This window comes from Cellvibrio mixtus subsp. mixtus J3-8 (assembly GCF_000766945.1).
GTDB classification, from domain to species: domain Bacteria; phylum Pseudomonadota; class Gammaproteobacteria; order Pseudomonadales; family Cellvibrionaceae; genus Cellvibrio; species Cellvibrio mixtus_A.
Genome location: NZ_KN266208.1, coordinates 313275 through 335210, shown reverse-complemented (window position 1 = coordinate 335210; position 21936 = coordinate 313275). Strand labels below are relative to the sequence as shown.

Genomic DNA, 21936 nt, shown 5'->3' with positions numbered 1-21936 from the left:
AACGTACATTGAAATTAGTTGAAAAAACCTTGTTTCAATTCTTCATGCTGTTCCGCTTTTAAACGCGGGCCAAATTGCGCAACCACTTTTGCGGCAGCTTTGTTGGCGAACTCAGCAGCAGTTTTAAAATTTTTGCCGTGATTGATGGCATGTAAAAATGCTCCGGCGAACATATCGCCCGCACCGTTGGTATCAACCGCTTTTGTTGGTGTGCCTGCAACCTGGATTAATTCTTTACCATCAAATACCAGTGCGCCGTCACCACCGCAGGTGATCGCAAATTGTTTGCAATATTTTTTCAGTGCTTCACTGGCTTCTTCGATGTTTTGGGTTTGGGTAAAACCAATGGCTTCATCTTTGTTACAGAAAATCAGATCCACTCCGTTGCCAATCATTTCTATTAAACCATCGCGAAAAAATTGCACCATGGCCGGGTCAGATAAGCTAAGGGCTGTGCGTGTGTTGTTGGCTTCAGCTTGCTTGCGCAATTCAATGGCGGCGGCGCGGCCAGTTGGTGAGGTCACCAGGTAGCCTTCAATATAAACGTAATGGGATTGTGCTATTGCGTTGATATCCAGTTCGCTGACTGAAAGTGTTTCGCTGATTCCCAAAAAAGTATTCATGGTGCGTTCAGCGTCGGGGGTGATCATGACCAGGCATTTGCCGGTGATTCCTGCGGGTGGAACTAGATGCGACGGTGTGGTTACGCCGGCTGCTTTAATATCATCCAGATAAAATTGGCCGTTTTCGTCGTTGGCTACTTTGCAAGAATAGAAATTGCGGGAACCAAAATAACTGGCGGCGATGATGCTGTTAGCCGCTGAACCACCGCTGGCTTTATGAGATGCAACTAAATGATTTTTCAAATAGTCAATGAGCTGGTGCTGGCGTGCTTCGTCCACCAGTGTCATTACCCCTTTGGCCACTGCCATGGTGGTGAGGTCGGCGTCGGTGAGGGTGATTTCAGTATCGACCAGTGCGGCGCCTATGCCGTAAATATGGTAGTGCTTGCTCATGAATGGGCTGCCTTTGATGGGAAGAAAAAAATGTGACTGTGATTTGCGCGGCATTATGCAAAATTCACCGGAGTGGTTAAAGCTTTAGTACAGATTGATGCTCGCAATCGCACATTCTCATCAGTAAACTGGCGCGCTAATTTAGCCGGATGAAATGAAGGATCCTTTGTTGCTTCAGAGCTCGCTGTGATGTTGTCGCGTATCCAGGTCCTGACAGTTTTGAAACTACACACGATGCACTACTTTCATTGCAATTATTGTTTATCGAAATGGAACTGATGTACCCATGACCAAACGCCGTTCTACTACCCGCCGCGCTAAACCTTCAAGCCCTTCTTCAGCAGTACCTCGTCGCGGTTGGGCGTTAGCGCGTATCTGGATTCTCTATGGGATGTTATTGATCATTACCTTGCTGGGAATCTGGACGCTCTACCTGAACTCGGTCGTGCGCGAAAAATTTGAGGGTAAAAAATGGGCATTGCCGGCGCGAGTATATGCGCGGCCATTAGAGTTGTACCAAGGCTTGTCGTTAACCCCGGCACTATTTGAACAAGAGTTGCGCGCGCTGGGCTATCGCTTTGAGGGGGATACCAAATCTCCCGGTCATGTCGTGAAAAAAGTAAGTGGTACATCCAGCGAAGTGACTTATCACATTCACAGTCGCGGTTTTGCCTTTTGGGATAAAACCGAACCGGCACGTACATTTATGCTGCGTGTTTCCAATGGCTCGGTGCAAGGGTTGATTGATTTGGCCGGCGCCGATTTACCGTTAGTGCGTCTTGAGCCGGAAGAAATCGGTGGGTTTTATCCCGCCGATAAAGAAGATCGCCTGCTGGTGCGCCTGGCAGATTTGCCCCCGCTGTTAGGCGAAACCTTACTGGCGGTGGAAGATAAACATTTTCTGGAGCACCACGGAGTATCACCACTCGCCATTATTCGCGCGGCCTGGGTGAACGTGACCCACGGCGATGTAGTGCAGGGCGGCAGCACGATTACCCAACAGCTGGTGAAAAATTTTTATCTCACCAATGAGCAAAGTTTGCTGCGTCGCAAAATTCCCGAAGCGATTATGGCGGTGCTGCTGGAAGTGCATTACAGCAAAGCGGAAATCCTGGAAACCTACATCAATGAAATTTTCCTCGGCCAAAGTGGGCCGCGTGCAATCCACGGTTTTGCCCTGGCATCGCAGCATTATTTCCGTCAACCGCTGCAAGAACTAAAGCCTCACGATCTCGCCTTGTTAATTGGTCTGGTGAAGGGCGCATCTTATTACAATCCCTGGAAAAATCCCGAGCGTGCAAAGGAACGCAGGAATGTAGTACTGGGGGTGATGCATCAGGAAGGTTTGATCAGCGATCAACAATTAAAAATCAGCCAGGCGGCACCGCTGGGGGTTGTTGCGCCGAGTGAGGCAAGCTCGACAACCTATCCCGCATTTATGGATTTGATAAAACGCCAGCTCAAACAGGATTACAAAGAAGACGATTTACGCAGTGAAGGTTTGCGCATTTTTACCACGCTATCGCCGATGGTGCAGCGGCAAGCCGAAAGCTCGCTGAAATTGCGCACGATGCAATTGGAGAAGCAATATAAAACCAAAGATGTGCAAGGCGGGATGGTGGTTACCTCTGTGGGCGGTGGTGAAATCCTCGCTCTGGTTGGCGACACCAATCCGCGCTTTGCCGGTTTGAATCGTGCACTGGATGCAAAGCGCCAGATCGGTTCCTTGATGAAACCGTTCGTGTATTTAACGGCGTTGGAAAGTCCGCAGAAATATAATCTCGGCACCATCATTAGCGATGCTCCGGTGAGTTATAAATCCGGAGGCAAATGGTGGGCGCCGCAAAATGCTGATAAAAAAGACCATGGCGATATTCCCTTCTACAAAGGCCTTGCCTATTCCTACAACCAATCTACCGCGCGCCTGGGCATGACTATTGGTTTGGATGCCGTTGCCAAAACGGTAAAACGTGCGGGCTTTAAAGGCGATGTGCCGCAATTGCCGGCGATGCTATTGGGTTCGGTGGAGATGTCGCCGTTGGAAGTGGCCGGAATTTACCACACGCTCGCGGCTGAAGGTGTCTATACCCCCTTGCATGGCATCCGCGAAGTACTCACTGCCGACGGCAAGCCGCTTAAGCGTTATCCATTGGAATTGGAGCAGCGTTTCGCTCCCGAAACGACATTTCAATTGCAATATGCGATGCAACGTACCTTGCGTGAAGGGACGGGGCACAGTGCCTACAACCAGATTTCGTCCACTATTGACCTCGCCGGAAAAACCGGGACTACCAATGATCAACGCGATAGCTGGTTCGCAGGTTTTAGTGGCGAACACCTGGCCGTTGTGTGGTTGGGGCGCGATGATAATAGCCAGACGCCGCTGAGCGGTGCCGGCGGTGCCTTGCAGGTCTGGGCCGATTTTATGAAACAACTGCCTACTCGCAGCCTGGAGCAAGAACCGCCGCCGGGAGTGAGTTTCGATTGGATTGATAGCGCAACGGGCAAGTTGGGTGCTGAAACCTGTGAAGGTTCTATCTGGCTGCCGCTGCGCGATGATGCCCGCCCGCAAGAAAGTGCTGACTGTAATATCTCCGGTAACAATCCCATCAAAAACTTCTGGCAAAAGCTGGTCAATTGACCGGCGTTTGCCACTGCTAAAAATAATCCTCTCATCTGAATCCGGGGCTCGCTAGACTGTGTCCTAGTTTGCGAGTTGGGGCAATTTCGATTGAAACCTTTGCAATCCTGCCCGGATTTTTCTGAGAGGCTTATCCCATGACTTTATTTTCAACCCTGTCGCACCGCGTGTGTTTGGCCGTTGGGCTAACGCTTGCCAGTGCGATCTATTTTCCCGCGACGGCGGCTGAATTGGAGGGCACTGCGGTTCAGGTTGATGTTTCTTCTCCAGTCGATGTGCAACTCAACGTAGAAGTACCGGTTGCCCCATTGCCGCCTGATGCAGTTGCCCCGGAAACAGCGCCACCTCCGCCCCATAGCGATGAACACGAACAATGGATACACAACAACGAAGCGCAAGTGCGCGAAGCGGAAGCGCGGGCACGCGACGTTGAGCGGCGGGTACAGGATCACCAGCAGAACTGGCAGCGCGACCTGGAAAAGAACCTGAACCAGGCGTTTGGTGGTAACAATAAGGAACACAACGATGATGAAGAGGAAATTACCGGCATGATCGCACTCATCTCAATTTTTGGCATGTTCACCGGGATTATGATCCTGTGTTCCCCCTTGATACTGATCGGCTTCTACCTGACCTTGCGTTACAAAGCGAGGGCGCGCCGCCAGCAGGAATTGAACAATAACATCGACAAACTCCTGGCCGCCGGACGCGATATTCCCGTGGAAATACTGCGTGGCGACGAGCCTAAAGTGGCGGATGACCATGGCAACCTTGCCAAGGGAATTCGCAATGTTTGCCTGGGGACGGGATGGCTTGTGTTCCTCACTATTGCTGTGGGCATAGAGATAGGTGCAATCGGTTTTATCTGGATTGGCCTTGGCATTTCGCAGGTGTTGATTTGGTATCTCAATAAACCCAGGGCGAATCCGATCGCTGAATCGCACACTGAACTACAGGCCGGGCAACGGGACTAATACGCATGTCAGTTCCCGATCAGGAATTGATTGCGCGGGTGGTTAACCGTAAAGACCAGCATGCCTTCGCGCAGCTGGTTTTGCGCTACCAGTCGCAACTGCGCACATGGGCGCGGCGACTGTGCAACGGCGATACCCACCTCGCGGACGATCTGGCGCAGGAGACCTTCATGAAGGCCTATGCGGCGCTGGGCGCGTTCCGCGCAGAATCCAAGTTTTCTACCTGGTTGTATCGCATTGCATTCAACATTGCCGCCAATCGCTGGCGTGCAAAAAAAATTGAATGGTGTGAGCTGGATGAGAACGAGGAGGTGGAAGCAGACCAATGTGCTTTGCAACAATTCCATGCCCGCAAAGATGTCGAGGCGGCCATGCAAACCCTGAGTGCCGGGCAGCAGCTCGCTATCCGGCTATGCTTTGAGGATGGCTTTTCTCATGAAGAAGCGGCGACTATTATGGGGATTCCGCTGGGAACCGTAAAAACCCATATCAATCGCGGTAAACAGAAACTACAAACCTTGCTTTCATCCTGGCAGGACGCGCTTCCGGAGTAATCTAATGATGCGAACCCGGATCTTGGTAACAAGTGCTGTAGAAATGTTCAGAGGTGTTCTATGAGCGGTAAATCGTTTGATGATTTCCTCGCGCAGCAATTGCAGCGCAATAGCAGCTATATCGAAGATGGTGATTTTACGGCGGGAGTGATGGCAAGCCTGCCTGCCAGGCAGCGCTTGAATCCCTGGTTAGAGCGTTTAATCATGGCGGTGCCGGTAACCCTCATTGCCTTGCTGGTCGCTAGCCAATTGCCCTGGCGCGACCTGGTTCGCCCTGCTTACGGTTGGTGGTTAACCTCTTCTGGTACCAGCGTGATGGCGGTGTTGCTAGGGCTAATGTTGCTTGCAGTCACCTTGCCCCTGTTATGGGTTTTGCGTCGTTCTTCCGCTCTCTAATTCGCTGACTTTTTGACGCGCTGGCAATAAATCGCGTAATCACATTTAGTGATTATGCGATTTTTTTTTATCACTTCTATCGTTATATAAATCGTTCATTTAGCCCACGGCTGCGTAAAACACCTATGGTGTTTGCGCATTTTATAGTCGGCTGCTATACCCAAATGAATATTAACGAGATCCCCCGATTATTTTACGACCCTGATAATTTTTATCGCCCGACTGACGTAAAAAATAATCGCGTTCATTTGAGGCCTGGTAATGCTCCGCTTGACGATTGCAAAGAAACTCATGTTGCTGGTGACAATCGCATTACTGGGTTTTGTCATCAGCCAGGGTTATTCACAGTGGATTGAACACAAAAATAGTGGCCGTCTGGCTCAGGTTGAACGCCAGCTTTACCCGACCCTTGAATTAACCACCGTAAACCTTGGTTCTTTATTATTAATGGAGCAACAAATTAATGGATCGGTTACTACGGGTGATGAGTCTGCGTTGGAACACGCGGATAAACACTACCAGGAAATTCGTGGAAATTTGCAAAAACTCTCCAGTTTAAATGCCGACCTTGCTGATGAGGTCCAAAAAATCGATGAGCTATTACAGGATTGGTACAGCACTGCATCGCGCATTGCCAAAAATTTTATTGGCGGTAATGTCGATTATGAAAAAGTGAGTGTAGAAGCAGCTGCGAATGCTGAAAAATTGAAAGCGTTGCGCAAATCGTTGTCCACGATGAAAGAAACAACCACCCGCGAATTTACCAGTTCCATTAGTGAAACTGTTGATTCTTCAAAAAGTGCCGGACGTATTGCGCTGGCAATTGCGGTGTGTGCAGTAATCGCGTTATTGATCGTCAGTTCAATCATCAGTCGTTCAATTACATCCAGTATTAATGAAGTCACGTCGTCACTTAAGGAAATGTCATCCGGTGCCGGTGATTTAACCAAACGCATTAATTATCGCGGGCACGATGAAATTCTTTACCTTGTTAAATATTTCAATGCATTCGTAGAAAAACTGCATGGCTCTTTTGCCACTGTCAGCCAGGATGTAAGTGGTTTAACGCGGGTAGCTTCGCGCCTCACCAATTCCAGTACCCAGAATCTCGGGCGAATTAACGAACAGGCGCGTGCTATTTCGGCGATGCGCGCATCAATTGAAGAATTGATGAAAACGGTAAATGAAATTGCAGAGTTTGCCGGCCATGCATCATCGCAGGCACAAGATGCCAGCTCCGCCGCTGCGCAGGGAAAAGATACTCTCGCTGCCAATGTTGCCACCATTAGTACGCTCGCGGAGGAAGTGCGTAGCGCGGCCAATGTTGTGAACCGTTTTGAAGAGTTTTCTTCCGATGTAGGGCAGTTACTTAACACGATTCAAAACGTTGCCGAGCAAACCAATTTGCTGGCATTGAATGCCGCGATTGAAGCGGCGCGCGCCGGCGAACACGGGCGAGGCTTTGCAGTAGTGGCAGATGAAGTGCGCGGACTTGCGGTGCGCACGCGTCAGGCAACCGAAGAAATTCATAAAGTGATTAGCGAATTGCGCTCTGTATCGGCCAGTGCTGTGACAGCAATGCAAGGCAGTGTGGAGCGCGCCAATCGCGGTGTGGAAGCCACGGCAGCTTCCGGCGAAGTACTCAACTCCATTTTGAATAACGTGGAAACCATCAGCAGTATTAATGAAAAAATTGCGGCAGCAACCCAGGAACAAACGGTGACATTTGCGCATGTCTCTGAACATGTAAATGGCATTTATCACAATACCCAGTTAGTCACCAGCACTACTAATGAGCTGGACGAAATCAGCCACGATATTGGCCATATCAGCGAAGCATTACGCAAAATTGCGGGGCAATTTCGCGTGTAGTTTCACATCAGCCAGCGTACAAGATTTTTATCTTGCCCACACAACGCGTGGACAAGAAGGATTTTTCAAGGAGTTCATGCACAGGCGCGTGCGCAACAAGAGGAGTGGCAACGCAATGAAAAAAATCAGCTCAAATCGTAAAAAAAACCACCTGGCCTGGACAATTGCGCTCGTAATGGCTGCGCCTTTTGCCTGTGCCAGCGATGTTAATTTCTCCGGTTTTTTATCAGTCGGTGGCGGCATGCTCGACGATGAAGATGCGGTAGCGTACGGCGGATATGACGAGGAGGATTTAACATTCGATCGCAATTTGCTGGGGTTGCAAGTGTCCGGGCAAATCAACGAAAAAGTGACCGCAACTGCACAATTGATTGCGCGCAGCAACAATGATTATGAAGTCGATGCGGAATGGGCGTACCTCAGTTGGCAAGCAAATGATTTTGTAAAAGTGCGCGCCGGCCGTTTGCGCACTCCGTTCTATATGTATTCCGATTTTCTTGATGTGGGCTATTCCTATGCGTGGATTACACCACCGCAGGAAGTGTATTACTTGCCATTCAATAACGTGGATGGTGTTGATGTTTATCTCACCGGTACACTCGGAATTTTTGATACGAGTTTGCAAGCTTATTTTGGCAGTTTCACGGATGACCTTGTTTTAAGCGGCGCCCCTGCGGATGCAGAAACGCGTAACCAGATTGGCTTGTCCGGTACGCTTGGCAAAGATTGGTGGACATTGCGCGCAGCATATCACCAGGCAGATTTAACAATTGATGTCACCGGTATTCCTATCAGCCAAACAGCGACATTGGGTAGTTTTGTAAATACGTTGCGTACTTTTGGCTTCAATAGTAATGCGGATCGTGTATTGGTTGAGGAAGATGACGTTACGTTTGCGGAAGTCGGCATCAATATCGATACCGGGCGATTTGTGGCTGCGGCTGAACACGTGGAGTTTGATCCGGGCGATGCAATCCTTTCAAAAAATATTCGCGAATATGTGATGGTGGGGGTGCGTGCCGGTGATTGGTTAATTCATCTCACGGCCGCGAAAGCGAAAGATGAAGCAACCCATCCGGAAACGGGAATTCCTGTCGGCCAACCCTTACCTGTCGTTGGCAGCACCAATTTCCTGATTGGCACCTTGCAAGCCATTGCGAACTCCCAAGCCATTGAACGGGATGTACTCACGCTCGGTACCCGTTGGGATGTCACAACGGGTACTGCGATCAAATTCCAGATTGATGATATCGATAGCCCGGATAGCGTGCTTGTCGATGGCACTGTTGTCAGCGGGCAACAAAAAGTATTTTCTGTCGCAGTTCAAACTGTGTTTTAAGAGGGAGGTGACATCATGAAAAAACTGCTCAATTCTCTCGCGATGATTTTTGTACTGGCTACGGCCAATGTAGCGTTGGCTGAAATTGCGGTGATTGTACATCCAACCCTGAGCGTATCGTCGCTCACTGAAGACGATGTATCACGGCTGTTTCTGGGCAAAGCCAAAAGCTTTCCCGGCGGTACCCAGGCTGTGCCCATCAACCAGAATGAAGGTTCTGCCGCGCGCGATAAATTCAATGAGTCCGTGTGTAAAAAAAATGCCAGCCAATATAAAGCCTATTGGTCACAACTCGTCTTTACCGGCAAGGGAACTCCCCCCAAAGACGGTGGAGATGACGCCGCAGTAAAGGCGTTAATCGCGGCAAACCCGAACATGATTGGTTATATCGATAGTAGTGCAGTCGATGCTTCGGTAAAGGTTGTGTTTAAAGTCCCTTAGGTTGTTACATCGATGCAGGGCCCGTGTTGGTGATGCCGATTCCAGCGCTGTGGACGCTGGTATTCAATCACCTTAATGTGCCCATCGTCCTGTCGGAAAAAGCCTGCACGATGCGGGCTTTTTTATAGCCAATAAAAATCCCTGCCTGGCTCCCAACTAGGCTAAAATGCGCGCCTTTCAAATCCGTTAATCGTGTTTTCCCTTTATTAGTCGTAGCTTCCAGAGAATATATCCGTGATTTCCACCGCCAATATCACCATGCAATTTGGTGCAAAGCCCCTTTTTGAAAATGTCTCCGTCAAATTCAATAACGGCAACCGCTATGGCCTGATCGGCGCCAACGGTTGCGGTAAATCCACCTTTATGAAAATTCTGGGGGGCGATCTTGACCCCTCGGCAGGCCAGGTGATGCTGGAGCCCAACACCCGTTTGGGTAAGTTGAAGCAGGATCAATTCGCCTACGAAGATTACTCGGTGGTGGATACCGTCATCATGGGGCACACCGAACTCTGGGCGGTAAAAGCCGAGCGTGACCGTATTTATGCATTGCCGGACATGAGTGAAGAGGACGGTATGCGCGTGGCGGAGCTGGAAGTCGCGTTTGCAGAAATGGACGGGTATACCGCTGAATCCCGCGCGGGTGAATTATTACTGGGCCTGGATATTCCTATCGACCAGCATTTCGGCCCAATGAGCGCTGTAGCGCCGGGCTGGAAGTTGCGTGTGCTGCTGGCGCAGGCGCTGTTTTCTGATCCGGAAGTATTGCTGTTGGACGAACCGACCAACAACCTGGATATCAACACCATCCGCTGGCTGGAAAACATCCTGGTGGAGCGCAACAGCACCATCATTATCATTTCGCATGACCGCCACTTCCTGAACTCCGTTTGCACCCATATGGCAGACCTGGATTACGGCGAACTGCGCGTTTACCCCGGTAATTACGACGACTACATGATGGCGTCCACACAAGCACGCGAAAAGCTACTTAATGAAAACGCCAAGAAAAAAGCGCAAATTGCCGAGCTGCAAACCTTCGTAAGCCGCTTCTCGGCGAACGCTTCCAAGGCCAAGCAGGCTACCTCGCGCGCGCGCCAAATTGAAAAAATCCAGTTGGACGACATCAAACCATCAAGCCGTGTCAGCCCTTACATTAAATTTGTGCAGAACAAAAAATTACATCGCCAGGCCGTTACCCTTGAACAAGTGAGCAAAGGCTATGACCGCCCGCTGTTTACCGATTTAAGTTTGCAAGTGGAAGCGGGTGAGCGCATCGCTATTATCGGTCCTAACGGCGCGGGTAAAACCACACTGCTGCGTTGTTTATATGGCGATTTGCAGCCGGATAGCGGCACTGTGAAATGGGCCGAGCAAGCCGAGATCGGTTATTTCGCACAGGATCACGCGGCGGATTTCGCCGATGACAGCAACCTGTTCGACTGGATGAAACAATGGACCAAAGGTGACGAGCAGTTGGTGCGCGGTGCATTAGGCCGCATGCTGTTTTCAAATGATGAGGTAAAGAAAAACGTTAAAGTGTTATCGGGGGGCGAGAAGGGCCGGATGCTTTTTGGCAAGCTCAGCCTGGTAAATCCTAACGTATTGTTAATGGATGAGCCGACCAACCATTTGGATATGGAATCTATTGAAGCGTTAAACCTGGCGTTGGAAAACTATCCCGGTACCTTGATTTTTGTAAGCCATGACCGCGAATTTGTATCTTCGTTGGCAACACGCATTATTGATATGCAGCCAACCGGTCTTATTGATTTCCACGGCAACTACGAAGATTACCTGCGTAGCCAGGGAATCTTTACCCTTTAAATATTGCACTTGCTGATATTAAATGCCTTGCCATGGACGGTGAGGGGTTGAGTGACAGGCAAAAACTGTAGTTAACGATCATAAGTTTATATTCCGGCCAGGCCTCTTTGATTTGTAATAATTACCGGAATTCCCTGCATATTTCTCCTTTCTGTATTTTTTCCTTGTAATAAATTGCGCTATTTGGGTGAAAAACCTGCCGTTTTAGCAGGTAAATCGTCATTTTCACTTTCTGTTTGTGATTGGTACAGCATTTGCGTTGTAGATCATGTCGTACATTAAAAATGGAGAAAAATCATGATCAAAAAAACAATGTTAGTTTTATGCGCAGGTTTATTTTCTTCTGCAGTAGCAGCCCAATCAGATGATAACTGGAGATTAAATCCGGAATTCTCAATTGGTGCCGGTTACGGAGTAACAAAACTAAAAGATGAAGACTTTGATGAAGATGAAGCCGCAAAAAAAATATTTGCTGTGGTGAAATTTAATGAGTACATCGGTCTGGAAGCGCAATACATTGATTTCGATGATGCGAATAACGGTGCATTAAATTTTGATGCAAAAGGAAAAGCGCTGGACCTGATTCTTGAGTTGCCAGTTACTGAAGGTTTTTCAGTGTATGCCAAAGGCGGTCAATTGTGGTGGGATGCTGACGCTAACATCGATACCCAGGCATTTGTGCTGAGCGATGATTATGATGGTGACGAGACCTTCTGGGGCGTTGGTGCCAAATTCCGTTTGGCAGAGCATCTGGATTTAAGACTGGAATATGAGCGTTTTAATTTTGAAATTTCACGCGATGAAATTGACGTATTACAAACCAGCTCAATTGATATGGATGTTGACTACGCTAACGTAAATATCCAGTTTACCTTTTAAACGCACATAAGGTTAAAAGTAATTGGGTTAGCAAATGGCTTGAAATGATTAATTTAAAATGAATCCAGGTTACTCATACAGCCAGGCGTTAGCGTTAAAGGATGGTAAATAAATTCAGGATGATCAGCTAATTATATTCGTGTACAGAACTATTATGCCAGCCAATCTCTTGGGAGTATTGGCTGGCATAATATTTTTGTGTTTGGTTAACATCTCACATCCCACATCGTCGTAATTTAATATTCATATTTCTGGCTGAGGTAAAGCTCCAAAAAAACATAAGAAGAAAAGCATTGAAGTAAATAACTTTAATTCAATGCTAGTTAAATCGTCATATCTTTACGGTGTATGTTGTCCGCCGGTCACTCCAATTACTTCGGCGGTGATGTAACTGGATTCCTGTGAAGCGAGGAACACAAACGCAGGTGCAACCTCGGCGGGTTGTCCGGGGCGACCCATTGGTGTTTTCTCACCGAAGCTTTTCAATTTTTCCGGTGGCTGGCCACCACTTTGTTGCAACGGTGTCCATACTGGTCCAGGGGCAACTGCATTTACGCGAATGCCTTTTTCAATCAGTGTTTTTGCAAGGCTTTTAGTGAAGGCGGTGATTGCACCTTTGGTGGATGAGTAGGCGAGAAGGCCTGCCGACGGCTGATACGATTGAATCGACGTATTGTTAATAATACTGGAGCCTGGTGGCATATGGGGGACTGCCGCTTTGGTAATCCAGAATGTAGCAAAGACATTGGTCGAATAAATTTTCGTAAATTCCGCAGTGGTAATATCTTCCACGTTTTCTACAAATTGTTGCTTGGCGGCGTTATTGACGAGGATGTCGATGGAGCCAAGTGCACCCACGGTTTTTTCTACCAGTTTTTTACAAAAATTTTCGTCGGTAATATCGCCGGGAAATGCAAATGCTTTATTGCCGGATTCGCTAATTAATCGCAATGTATCCTGTGCATCTGCTTCTTCGCTTGGAAGATAATTAATCACTACATCTGCACCTTCTCGTGCAAATGCTAATGCTACAGCACGGCCAATGCCGGAATCACCGCCGGTAATTAATGCTTTGCGCCCGGCAAGCCTTCCAGAACCGCGATATGTATTTTCACCGTGGTCAGCCTGGGGTTTTAATATTTTATCAAGGCCGGGTTCTGGCTGCATTTTGTCGTCAAATCCTTTAATCAACGGATATTGGGTGCGAGGGTCCTGCATCGTATATTGGTCAATTTTGCTCATGGTTCATTACCTCCTGAAATAAAAAATGTCATCTTTTCTTTGCAGGATTTCTTATTTTGATGAATAAGATGACTGCTGAACTTTTGGGATAAGATGACGGTCAACAAATTAGATACACATCTGGTAATGTAAAAAATGTTGTCTCTTTAGTGACAGCAGTGCACTTTGAAAAGTTGCAGCCTGGTGTTTTCACTTTTATTTACTGAATGTAGGATTATTGCGGCGGAGTAGTGATGATCGTAGATAGTTTTGAAATAGATGGTGAAGAAGTCGATATTCACATTGCTGATGATGAATCAAATAATTGTTTTTCCATTTTTTCGAAAAATAAAAATAACGAACTATTCAACGGCTTCGAATTTAGAGTGAAAAAAATAGGCTCATTACCCGTAGACTCTTTTTGCCAAAGTGCGCCAGCATTTGCGATTGTGAGTTTTATGCGCCGCCAAATTGAAGAGAAACACTGGTCAGCATATAAAGAAGATGAGGCAGGGCCTGTTTCGCCTCAAACAGTCAACGATAACTCTGCTCGCGCGGCAGGGCGTCGCGCTTTTTTAAATAAACAACATTATCGAGAAAATCCTTATTCAGGCCTGGATATATTTACTCACGATGAGTGGGATCAGGGATGGGCGGAAGAAGCGCAGAAAAATCCTGATTGGTTTGATTTTATTACAGACAGTTTTAGAAATTAAGCTCTTCAGTGTCAGGGGTATGGTATGGCGCTCGCTGAAAATGTGATTCGTTTCTTGCAAGAAAATAAGGTAACAGTATCCACCGCCGAATCCTGCACAGCGGGGTTATTAGCCTCAACATTTGCAAGTGTTTCGGGATGTGGTTCAGTGCTGGAGGGAGGGTATGTTGTTTATAGCAAGCTGGCTAAATATAATTATTTAGGAGTCAGTTTAAAAACAATGGAAATATTTGGATTAACCAGCGAAGAGGTTGCACGCGAGATGGTGAATGGCTTGGCCCGGCGTAGCCATACAAATTTCTTCATTGCAATTACCGGAACAGCGGAATCCAGTGATTCATTAAATGGTGTTGTATGTTTTGCTTATGGTATGAAATGCGGTGGGAATTTAGTAGTAACTAGTGAAACCAGAAAATTTAATGGCGATAGGAACAAAGTGATAGCTTCTGCCGTAAACCATGTTTTGTATTTCATTCCAAAAGTCTATTGGATGTTGAGTGAGCATTTTTCTCGACAAGCGAATACTTCTACTTAATAGGAAAATTTAATTTATAAAAATATTCAATCATTATTCGATATTAATATTGAACCTATCCGATTGTGATGAACCTATAAAAGATAAGGTGGGACTGTTCGCCCTGCTACTTAATATCGTTTTTTTCCTAAAGGCAATTTAATGAAATATTTTTTCAATCGCAACGGATTGATGAAAAAATGTATATCACAGTATTGATCTGTCAATAACCCGTGAGGATATGAATATGACTAGCACAGCCAAAAAAACCAGCCACCAATCTGAATCCACAAGGCCACAGGAAGCTACCAAGCTCCTGCGTGCTGACCACAAATTAGTAAATACCTTATTTTTGCAATATGAATCTTCCCGTTCCAAGGAAAAGAAAAAAGCGCTTATAGAACAAATATGCCAGGAGCTGATCGTCCATGCGCAAATTGAAGAAGAGATTTTTTACCCCAAAGTTCAAACCGCGCTCAATGACACTGAGCTAGTGCCAGAGGCAAGGGTAGAACATGAAACCTTAAAGCATCTTATTGCACAACTAGAGGACGGTGAGCCGGGTGATGAGGAATTTGAAGCAAAAGTGAAAGTGCTTTCCGAGTATGTAAAGCACCATGTTCGTGAAGAGCAAAAAGAAATTTTCCCGAAAGTACAAAATAGCAAACTCGATTTAGAAGAACTTGGCGCTGAACTGGCACAGCGCAAAGAAGAATTAAAAGATGGATCGGGAAATATTTAGTGAAAAACTGATGAATTAAAAAATTATGAATAAGTCGCCAGGCAACGCAGCACCTCCGCCACACTCCACGCTTGCGCAATACAGCCGCGTGGAGTAAAGGGCGGCTCCGCGTCAAATATTTCACTGATGCTACCAACTCCAGCATCATTCATATGCATTTCAAAGCCGCTCAATAATTTGCTCACATTAACACGCTCTTCAGGATAAGTTTTCACCCACGCATCAATATAAGGGCCGATGAGCCACGCCCACACAGTTCCCTGATGGTAGGCTGCATCGCGTGTAAAAAGATCACCATCATAATTTGGTTTGTAATCGCGATGTTGCGGCGATAAAGAGCGCAATCCTACCGGTGTTAGCAAATGTTTTTTTACTTGTTCAACGACAGCTTTCCAATGTTGCGGGTCAAGCACGGGATGATCCAGCGCGATTGAAAAAATCTGGTTTGGCCTGCATGAATCATCCAGTTTTTCCGGCCCATCAATGACATCATAAAGATAACCATTAATTGGATTCCAGAATCGCTCATTAAATGAATGTTGCGCGCGCTGTGCATGCTGGCCAATGGTATAGGCGCGGTCATCCCGCTCTTCAATCAACCAATTCTCTAATAAACGCAGAGCGTTAAACCATAACGCATTTAACTCGACTGCTTTACCGCGACGCGGCGTTACGACCCAATCATTTACCTTGGCATCCATCCAGGTTAATTGATAGCCCTCTTCACCTTGTTGCAACAAACCATCATTGGGGTCGACAGCAATATTAAAACGTGTTCCCGCAAGATGATGCTCAACGATGGAAATGAGTTTGGGCAAAATTACGCGCAATGTAGCGCGATCTTGTGTTGTTTTCACATAACGATTCAATGCGTGGAAAAACCACAAGCTGGCATCGGCAGTGTGGTACAGGCCGGTCTTATCATGTTCGGGAAACATATTGGGAATTAATCCATCGCGAACATAATTTGCAAAGGTGCGTAAAATATAGCGCGCCTCTGTATGTCGCCCGGTCGTTAATGTGAGACCTTCAAGGCTGATCATGGTGTCGCGCCCCCAGTCGGTAAACCAGTGATAACCCGCGATAATAGTTTTTACCTCCTCGCCGGCAGCGCGCGCTCGCTCGGTTTCTTCAACCCTGCCGCCCGGCGTAATAATAAATTGATCTGCGGCAAGAATTAATTCGGCAATAAGTTGTTCGTTGCCTTTTTTTGCAATAGGTGCGAGTGCCAATAATTTTTTGCGGCGATCTATTTCATGAGTGTAAGCATCTGCAAAGTTAACGGGTAAATCATCTGCGGTTTCGGTGGAGGCGATAATGGTTGTGCTTTGGCCAGCACATAAAATAGTTTTAAAAAATCCGGGGCTCCAATGCTTTCCGACTGCCGCATAGCCACGTTCGTATTCCAGGCGAAAATAAATATTATCGTTGCGGCGATTATCAATATTAAACGTTGATTCGCTATCAATGATTTTTAATAGCAGTGGGGGAAAATGCCCGCCATGAATTTGATAGATATTGTCTTTGGCAACGACGGAATACTCTGAATCCTCGACGGTAGTATTATTCACGGAAGCTTCAAGCGGGCGAAAATGTACAGCGGGACGGAGGTCTATTTCTACTGTGCCTGTTGCTTTTACCAAATGATAATTAACCAGGACCGTATTTTTATTGCGCAGCATTAAAATACGCTTTTCCAATTTGAAATTATCAGTTTGATAAGTCCATACAGGCAAACCGGTATCCAGATGAAAGGACTCAATGCATTGGCACATGGTGCCATCGGTTTGATTGTCCCCAAGATCCTGTGTATTTAATAAAATAATATTATCGTTGCCAGGTTTAATGCTCTCCTGTACCCGGCTCAGCATGACAGTCCGACCAAGCGGAGCTGGTAAAGCCGCGACCAGTAAACCATGATAGCGCCGTGTAACACCTCCGGCCAGAGTACCGGAAGAGAATCCTCCCAAACCATTAGCTTGCAACCATTCACGGCGCAATATTGAATCGTTATTGCCGGACACATCGAAAGAAATCAGGCGGGAGAGGGCATTTTTCATGGTCGGCTCCTGAAGCAATTGAAACAGGCATCGTTAATGGTTTTACAATTTTCTCAATATGGATGGAATCATTTTGTCTCTGGCACCAGTACGGCTGCGCTAAGCCCGGGAAGCTCCCAACGCTCCAGCGAAAATGGTGCAGCACTACCATGCCCACCATAATGAGGTGATTCACTCGACCAAAGAAGTTTCCATGTGTGGCGCATATGTGGCGCGAGCAAAGGTTCCGGAGCGGGTGAAAGTTCAAAATCAGAATCGAAATTAACAATCAGCAAGCGGTCATCATTTTTTTTAAGTGAAAAGAAACGTAGGACAATAATTGTGCCTGCCAGGATTGCTCCATCGATATGGCTGTAATCCTTTCCGCAAAAAACGTTGTCGGCCTGGCGTAGCTTTAATAAGTCCTTATGCAGTTGGTATGTCTCATAATTTTTTTCACGTTCGGAGAAGTTGAGTTTGCATTGTGTAAATGTCGCAGGGCTATCAGGTTTGGCTAAATAAGATTGCATTTCCGGCAGGGCAAGATTGGGAAATTGTTGTAAAAATTCGTTTCTGCCTTTTGCAACTTGCTGCGCAAGCTTTTTTGGATTATCCGCAAAATACAGAAAGGGCGAGCTTGCCGCGAACTCTTGTCCTTGAAAAAGTAGTGGGCTTTGTGGGCCTAGCAATAGAACGGCTGTGAGCGCTCGCATCAATGCCGGGTTGGTTAACTGGTGAAGCCGTTTGCCCCTGCCAGTGTTTGCAATCTGGTCATGATTTTGAAGGTAGTGGATGAATGCTTGTGCAGGAATTCCAAAGGTCGGGGTGCCACGTTGTTTTTTTTGCCATTGATAGAATTGCCCCTGGTATAAGAAACTGTATTTCAAATTGGAAATAAATTCCTGCGGCTCACCATTGTAATCGGAAAAATAAGCAGCGCATCGACCTGTGGCTGCCACAATGGCGCTGTGATGAAAATCATCGTTCCACAATGCATCGAAACCGGAGCCGGAATTGTTCAGGGGGGCAATTAATTGAATGTTCTGAGGCTCATTTTCCCCTGTGATATAAAGTTGGCGGGTTCCGGCAATTTCCCTGATGTTCCTTACAATGGCTGCAAGGATATAATCTTCCGATGAATCAAAAATTTGCTGGGTTGCATCAAAACGAAAACCATCAAAGTGAAATTCATCAATCCAGTAAAGGGCATTGCTGATAAAAAATTCGCGTACTGGGGCAGAATTTTTTCCATCAAAGTTAAATGTTTCCCCCCATTCCGACTTATAAAGTGCAGAAAAATAATCCGGGGAAAATTTTTGCAGGTAACAACCACTGCTACCCGCATGGTTATAAACAACATCCAGGATAACGCCTATTCGCAATGAATGTGCTTTATCAATAAATAATCGAAGATCATCTGGTGTGCCGTAAATGTGGTAGGGGGCATAAAGATCAACACCGTCGTAGCCCCAACCGAACTCGCCTTCAAATTCATTAACAGGCATTAATTCAATTACCGTAATTCCTAATTTGGCAAGCTCATTCAATTCTTTTGTAGCGGCGATAAAAGTTCCTTCTTTGGTGAAGGTGCCAATGTGCATTTCGTAAATTACATTTGATTGCTGTTGTATTCCTTTCCAATGTTTATCAGACCATTGGAAACGGTCTGGGTCGACAATCATTGATGGACCATGCGGGCCTTCAGGTTGGGCGCGAGATGCAGGGTCTGGATAAAAATACGCATCGTCGTCCAATTTGAATTGGTATAAATCGCCAGCTTTTAATGAGGGAATAAATATTGATTGATAGCCGTTAGTTTCCGCGGACATTTCAATATATTTATCATTATTATTAATAACAACTCCTACTCGTTTGGCAGCGGGAGCCCATACCCTGAAGTGAACTCCATTGTTTATGAGTTCGGCCCCGACAGGATAGCGTCGTTGGTTTGGCATATTGATTCCTATCGCAAAATAAAAGTGTCTCCATTACAAAGTGACAGGGGATAATGTGAATAATTCCGTCGCGGAATTTAAAGGAGAGGAAAATTTCAAGATAAAATAATTGGGCAAAAATTATGATTTGAAAATTACAAGTGACTATAGATTTTTAAAAATAAAAAATCCGCTTTAAAATAGATTTGTGCAGGCTGGGTTAATCCAGTTTTTTTGTGTTTTTCTTTGGACGTATAGAAACATTGGTTGCGATGCTATCTTTTTCAGACTTACCAACACTGTCTTTTTTGGCCGCATTATTTCTAATCAGGATAGCTGCAATACACAGTGCCAGGAAAATAAAAAATACTGCGCCACCCCACGCAGCTTCAGCTGATAATGGCATGGTTTTCTCCATATCGTTAAGTGAGATACATTGGGCTTCTTAATAGTCGACTCATCATCGTCTGGATAGTTCCCGCAGGCATTTCTAAAATAAACGCACCGGAATTCTGATAAGCAGCAGGGATATTTTTTAAAAAATGAAAAGACTTTTTGAATGGTTGTATAAGAGAATTTGTTTGTAATAGTTTTTTGATTGCAGGAAGGCTTTTAAATGGTGGGCCCAGCTGGACTTGAACCAGCGACCTGCCGATTATGAGTCGGATGCTCTAACCAACTGAGCTATAGGCCCCAAGGGAGGCTGCGGAATCGCAGTGGGGGGCATTATAGTGAGTTGTTTTGGATGTGGCTAGAGATTAACGGAAATTGCTGCCTGAAAAAATAAAACCCGCATTATGCGGGTTTTATTTCTGGTGATGAATTAATCATCAAGGAAGCTGCGCAGGTGATCTGAGCGTGATGGATGGCGCAGTTTGCGCAATGCTTTCGCTTCGATCTGACGGATACGCTCGCGCGTTACATCGAATTGTTTGCCCACTTCTTCCAGTGTATGGTCTGTGTGCATATCGATACCGAAACGCATGCGCAACACTTTGGCTTCGCGCGCAGTGAGGCCTGCAAGTACTTCGCGGGTTGCTTCCATCAAGCCTTCCATTGTTGCTGACTCCACCGGAGAAATAATTGTGGTGTCTTCGATAAAATCGCCAAGATGTGAGTCTTCATCATCACCAATCGGGGTTTCCATGGAGATGGGTTCTTTGGCGATTTTCAGCACTTTACGCACTTTATCTTCCGGCATATCCATGCGCTCGCCCAACTCTTCCGGTGTTGGTTCGCGCCCCATTTCCTGCAGCATTTGACGCGATACACGATTGAGCTTGTTGATAGTTTCAATCATGTGCACAGGAATACGGATGGTGCGCGCCTGGTCGGCGATGGAGCGGGTGATCGCCTGACGGATCCACCAGGTAGCATAGGTAGAAAATTTGTAACCGCGGCGGTATTCAAATTTATCTACTGCTTTCATCAAACCGATATTGCCTTCCTGAATCAAATCGAGGAATTGCAAACCGCGGTTGGTATATTTTTTCGCGATAGAAATTACCAGGCGCAGGTTGGCTTCCACCATTTCTTTTTTTGCACGACGCGCACGCGCTTCACCAATCGACATACGACGGTTTATGTCTTTAATCGCAGCGAGGCTTAAACCGCTTTCAGTTTCGATGTGAGCGAGTTGTTGTTGTGCGGTTTTTACATCGGGCAAAACGCGTTCAAGTTTCTCGGGGCTTTCCACTTTGCCTTTGAGTATTTCGGGTAGCCATTCCTCGTTGGTTTCATTACCCGGAAATGCTTTGATAAATGTTTTGCGTTGCATTTGGGCTTTGCGCGTACATAAATCCATAATGTGGCGCTCTTGCTTGCGAATGTGATCCAGTGTTTCGCGCGCTTTGCTGTAAATTGGATCGAATTGGCGCGCAGGCAATTTGAAGAATTTGAACAGATCGCCAAGTGTAGAGAGCTCTTTTTCGGCTGCCTTGCTGCCATAGCCACTTTTGGCAAGTGCTTTTACCGTTTTGTCGTATTGTTTTTGCAGCTCTTCAAAACGCACGCGTGCTTCTTCCGGATCTACACCGGTAACCGCTTCTTCTTCGTCATCGCTGCCGCCTTCTTCATCCTCTTCATCATCAGATGCAGCTTTGGCGCCCGGAGCCGCAGCGACAGGGATTTCTTCTACTTCGGCGAGTGCAGAAGGAATGTCTTCAATAGGGTCAAGCCAGCCGATGATGACATCTGCGAGGCGACGCTCTTCTTTGGCGACCAGCGCATATTCGTCCAGTACTTGTTGTACTGCGCCAGGCCAGTAGGCGAGGGCGTGCATCAGTTCACGTACACCTTCCTCAATACGCTTGGCGATAACGATTTCGCCTTCACGGGTCAGCAGTTCTACAGTACCCATTTCGCGCATGTACATACGCACCGGGTCAGTGGTGCGGCCGGTTTCAGTTTCTACTGCAACCAGTGCAGCGGCAGCTTCTGCGGCGGCAATTTCATCGGCAGCAGAGTCACCATCGGTCATTAACAGGGTGTCGGCATCGGGTGCGGTTTCATACACGCGAATACCCATGTCGTTGATCATCTGGATGATGTCTTCGACCTGATCCGGATCGGAAATATCTTCCGGCAGGTGATCGTTTACCTCGGCATAGGTTAAATAACCCTGTTCTTTACCGCGGGCGATCAGTTCTTTGATACGAGACTGTTGTTGTTGGACGTCTTCAGACATTCGAGACCCTATTAAAAACCTGGTGAGTGAAATGCAAAGCCCGAAATTATACTCCACTTGCTTGAGTGGATTCTAGGCAATCGGGTGGCGACGCTGAAATCTCCCCGCGAATTGTGTGGGTTTGTTCAGCTTTTGACCGGTTTGGTCGT

18 protein-coding genes and 1 tRNA gene are annotated in these 21936 nt (G+C 46.8%); 12 read left to right on the top strand and 7 right to left on the bottom strand.

The window, feature by feature from the left end; translation table 11 throughout:
* Nucleotides 1-14: 14 nt before the first annotated feature.
* Nucleotides 15-1016 carry an adenosine kinase gene (locus tag A596_RS12000; protein WP_039915593.1) on the bottom strand — a complete coding sequence of 334 codons (1002 nt, stop codon included), beginning with the start codon at nt 1014-1016 and terminating at the stop codon, nt 15-17.
* A gap of 286 nt (nt 1017-1302) precedes the next feature.
* Between A596_RS12000 and mrcB the strand changes: the two genes are divergently transcribed.
* The 9 genes from mrcB to A596_RS11955 all read left to right on the top strand — a co-directional run bounded on the left by mrcB (nt 1303) and on the right by A596_RS11955 (nt 11936).
* The gene (gene mrcB, locus A596_RS11995) at nt 1303-3657 is read left to right on the top strand and encodes a penicillin-binding protein 1B (protein WP_039915010.1); all 2355 of its coding nucleotides are present in this window, start codon (nt 1303-1305) and stop codon (nt 3655-3657) included.
* Nucleotides 3658-3794: 137 nt separating this feature from the next.
* Entirely contained in the window at nt 3795-4631 is an 837-nt protein-coding gene (locus A596_RS11990; RefSeq protein WP_039915009.1) for a DUF6249 domain-containing protein, read from the top strand.
* 5 nt (nt 4632-4636) lie between these two features.
* Nucleotides 4637-5185: an RNA polymerase sigma factor gene (locus A596_RS11985; protein ID WP_039915008.1), complete on the top strand. Its 549-nt coding sequence runs from the start codon at nt 4637-4639 to the stop codon at nt 5183-5185.
* 60 nt (nt 5186-5245) lie between these two features.
* Nucleotides 5246-5581, top strand: a complete 336-nt coding sequence (locus A596_RS11980) for a hypothetical protein (RefSeq protein ID WP_052417458.1) — start codon at nt 5246-5248, stop codon at nt 5579-5581.
* A gap of 291 nt (nt 5582-5872) precedes the next feature.
* Complete coding sequence (locus tag A596_RS11975) at nt 5873-7453, top strand: methyl-accepting chemotaxis protein (protein ID WP_235425706.1); 1581 nt, start codon at nt 5873-5875, stop codon at nt 7451-7453.
* A gap of 115 nt (nt 7454-7568) precedes the next feature.
* On the top strand, nt 7569-8792 hold the full coding sequence (locus A596_RS11970) for a porin (protein WP_039915004.1): 1224 nt from the start codon (nt 7569-7571) through the stop codon (nt 8790-8792).
* 15 nt (nt 8793-8807) lie between these two features.
* Nucleotides 8808-9233, top strand: a complete 426-nt coding sequence (locus A596_RS11965; RefSeq protein WP_039915002.1) for a type 2 periplasmic-binding domain-containing protein — start codon at nt 8808-8810, stop codon at nt 9231-9233.
* 234 nt (nt 9234-9467) lie between these two features.
* A complete protein-coding gene (locus A596_RS11960) occupies nt 9468-11057 on the top strand; it encodes an ABC-F family ATPase (protein ID WP_039914999.1) in 1590 nt (529 codons plus the stop codon).
* 297 nt (nt 11058-11354) lie between these two features.
* Complete coding sequence (locus A596_RS11955; RefSeq protein WP_039914996.1) at nt 11355-11936, top strand: porin family protein; 582 nt, start codon at nt 11355-11357, stop codon at nt 11934-11936.
* A 339-nt stretch (nt 11937-12275) separates the two neighbouring features.
* On the opposite strand, the gene A596_RS11950 is transcribed toward A596_RS11955, so the two are convergent.
* Nucleotides 12276-13178: a glucose 1-dehydrogenase gene (locus A596_RS11950; protein ID WP_039914994.1), complete on the bottom strand. Its 903-nt coding sequence runs from the start codon at nt 13176-13178 to the stop codon at nt 12276-12278.
* A gap of 233 nt (nt 13179-13411) precedes the next feature.
* Here A596_RS11950 and A596_RS11945 point away from each other — a divergent pair, with 233 nt between their 5' ends.
* The 3 genes from A596_RS11945 to A596_RS11935 all read left to right on the top strand — a co-directional run bounded on the left by A596_RS11945 (nt 13412) and on the right by A596_RS11935 (nt 15128).
* Nucleotides 13412-13873, top strand: coding sequence for a hypothetical protein (locus tag A596_RS11945; protein ID WP_039914991.1), 462 nt, complete (start codon nt 13412-13414; stop codon nt 13871-13873).
* A 24-nt stretch (nt 13874-13897) separates the two neighbouring features.
* A complete protein-coding gene (locus A596_RS11940) occupies nt 13898-14407 on the top strand; it encodes a CinA family protein (protein ID WP_039914988.1) in 510 nt (169 codons plus the stop codon).
* A gap of 226 nt (nt 14408-14633) precedes the next feature.
* Nucleotides 14634-15128 (top strand): hemerythrin domain-containing protein, encoded by a 495-nt coding sequence (locus A596_RS11935; protein WP_039914986.1) that lies wholly within the window; start codon nt 14634-14636, stop codon nt 15126-15128.
* Between the two features lie 23 nt (nt 15129-15151).
* Here A596_RS11935 and A596_RS11930 read toward each other — a convergent pair whose 3' ends face one another.
* From A596_RS11930 to rpoD, 5 genes are all read right to left on the bottom strand, one after another.
* Complete coding sequence (locus A596_RS11930) at nt 15152-17188, bottom strand: amylo-alpha-1,6-glucosidase (protein WP_039914984.1); 2037 nt, start codon at nt 17186-17188, stop codon at nt 15152-15154.
* 68 nt (nt 17189-17256) lie between these two features.
* A complete protein-coding gene (treZ, locus tag A596_RS11925; protein WP_200882912.1) occupies nt 17257-19122 on the bottom strand; it encodes a malto-oligosyltrehalose trehalohydrolase in 1866 nt (621 codons plus the stop codon).
* A 199-nt stretch (nt 19123-19321) separates the two neighbouring features.
* Nucleotides 19322-19507, bottom strand: a complete 186-nt coding sequence (locus A596_RS11920) for a hypothetical protein (RefSeq protein WP_039914979.1) — start codon at nt 19505-19507, stop codon at nt 19322-19324.
* A 211-nt stretch (nt 19508-19718) separates the two neighbouring features.
* Nucleotides 19719-19795: transfer RNA gene (locus tag A596_RS11915), tRNA-Ile, on the bottom strand.
* Between the two features lie 129 nt (nt 19796-19924).
* Nucleotides 19925-21787: an RNA polymerase sigma factor RpoD gene (gene rpoD, locus A596_RS11910; RefSeq protein ID WP_039914977.1), complete on the bottom strand. Its 1863-nt coding sequence runs from the start codon at nt 21785-21787 to the stop codon at nt 19925-19927.
* Between the last annotated feature and the right edge of the window lie 149 nt (nt 21788-21936).